The following is a 1,726-nucleotide window of genomic DNA, read 5'->3' as shown; positions in this document are numbered from 1 at the left end:
CGCTGTCCAGCACTTCGCGTCCCAGGGCCGCATAGCCTTCGATGGAGGGGTTGAGCGGGTCCTGCGCGCGCGTGTCGAAGGCGGCCAGCCGCGTGCGTGCGAAGAAGTCGTCCACCTTGGCCTGCACCGCGTCCACGGCGCGGGCCGCGGCCAGGGCCTGGTCGCGCTCGGCAATGCCGCAGCCCAGGGCCTCGGCGCCTGCATGCCAGTCGCGCAGGGAACGCAGGTCGGCATAGAAGGACTCGGCCTGCTTGCGTGCGATGCCGGCCACGCCATCGGCGCCCGCCGCCGTGCCGTAGGCCTTGCCGATGCGCTCGACCAGCGCGGCCAGCGCCTTGTCGTCCCCGGCGGTGGCGGGGCTGACGATGCCGTCGCCATTGAAGCGCATGGCCGCCAGGGAGGCCAGGCGCTCGCGCACCTGGGCCAGGCTCAGCGCGGAGCCGCCGGCCTGACCGGACAGGGCCAGCATGCGCTCGGCCTCGGCATGCAGCAGGGCGCCCTGCTCGCTGTTGCGCTCCAGGCTGGACAGTTGCAGGACGTCGCCGCCATCGGCCAGCACCTGGGGGTCACGCACGCGCGCCACGGCCCATTGGCAGGCGGCGATCAGTTCGGGCGGGCGGATGCGGCCGTCCTTGTCTTCGTCGATCAGGTCCAGCGTGTCGCTGTCGAACTCGATGCCGCGCGTGGGGCAGGCCAGGGCCACCCACAGCTTCTGGTCCAGCTCGCCGATGTGCGCAATGTCCTGCCCGGTGCGGATGACCACCTGGTCCACTCCACCGGCGCGAAAAAACTCCCAAGCATGTTGCTGCTGCATGAAATACCCAACGGCCGCTCTGGCCAACGTTCGAAAAACGGAAAAAGGGCCGCAGTTTAAAAGTCATTCGGCCTGTCCAATTGAAGACATTTGTCAACGACGGGCGTCAGTGCAGGCTGTCAGGGCTATTGCTTTGTGCAAAAATAAAAGCACTGAATAGATACTTTATTGCCTTCATGCCCTCCAACTCCACCGCGTCGGCCCCTCAACAAGGCCGGGACAAGCTGCACCTGCAGCTGGCGCGGCTGTTCCGCAGCAAGGTGTCCACGGGCGCCTGGCCCGTAGGCAGCGCCATTCCCACGGTGCAGGAGCTGCAGGCGCTGCATGGCGTGTCGCGCACCACGGTGCGCATGGCGCTGGGCGCCCTGGTGGCAGAGGGCCTGCTGCTCACGCGCAAGCGCGGCGGCACGCGGGTGATTGCGGCGCCCTACAAGCCGCCGTCCTTTCTGTTGCCCACCAGCTGGAAGGAGCTGGTGGCCTTTGGCGCCCACATCGGCCAGATCACCCTGCACACCGGGCGGGACTGCCTGCCGCCGATTCCCGAAGGCTTCCCCGACGTGGGCCGCATGGCCCCCGCCTACGTGCACCTGCTGCGCGTGTACGACCATGACGCGGCGCGGTTTTGCCTGTCGCAGCTGTACCTGGAGCAGGAACTGTTCCCCGAGATCGAGGCCCAGCTGCAGCGCAGCTCCCTGGCCGTGGCCCTGAGCAGCGACCCCTCGCGCATTGCCGTGGCGCGCCAGCACCTGAGCGTGGCGCCGGCCGACGAACTGGCCGCCGAGCACCTGGGCGTGGCCCTGGGCACGCCGCTGATGCAGGCGCTGCGCTGGGCCTGCAATGCCGACGGGCTGCTGATCTACTGGGCGCGGGTCCGCTTTCTCAGCGAGTACGTGCATATGGAAATGGACGCGG

Annotated in this window: 1 protein-coding gene and 1 pseudogene; one reads left to right on the top strand and one right to left on the bottom strand. The window is 68.5% G+C overall.

Annotation, left to right across the window (positions count from 1 at the left end; translation table 11 throughout):
• Nucleotides 1-814 (bottom strand): annotated as a pseudogene (locus tag L995_RS16940) (hypothetical protein); the annotation flags it as partial.
• Nucleotides 815-990: 176 nt separating this feature from the next.
• Between L995_RS16940 and L995_RS16935 the strand changes: the two are divergent.
• The coding region (locus L995_RS16935; protein ID WP_047472729.1) for a GntR family transcriptional regulator at nucleotides 991-1,726 on the top strand (736 nt) is incomplete at its 3' end.

This window comes from Delftia sp. ZNC0008, assembly GCF_000799035.1.
Classification (GTDB): domain Bacteria; phylum Pseudomonadota; class Gammaproteobacteria; order Burkholderiales; family Burkholderiaceae_C; genus Comamonas; species Comamonas tsuruhatensis.
The sequence above is the reverse complement of the archived record's forward strand: the minus strand, read 5'-3'. Positions and strand labels throughout refer to the sequence as shown.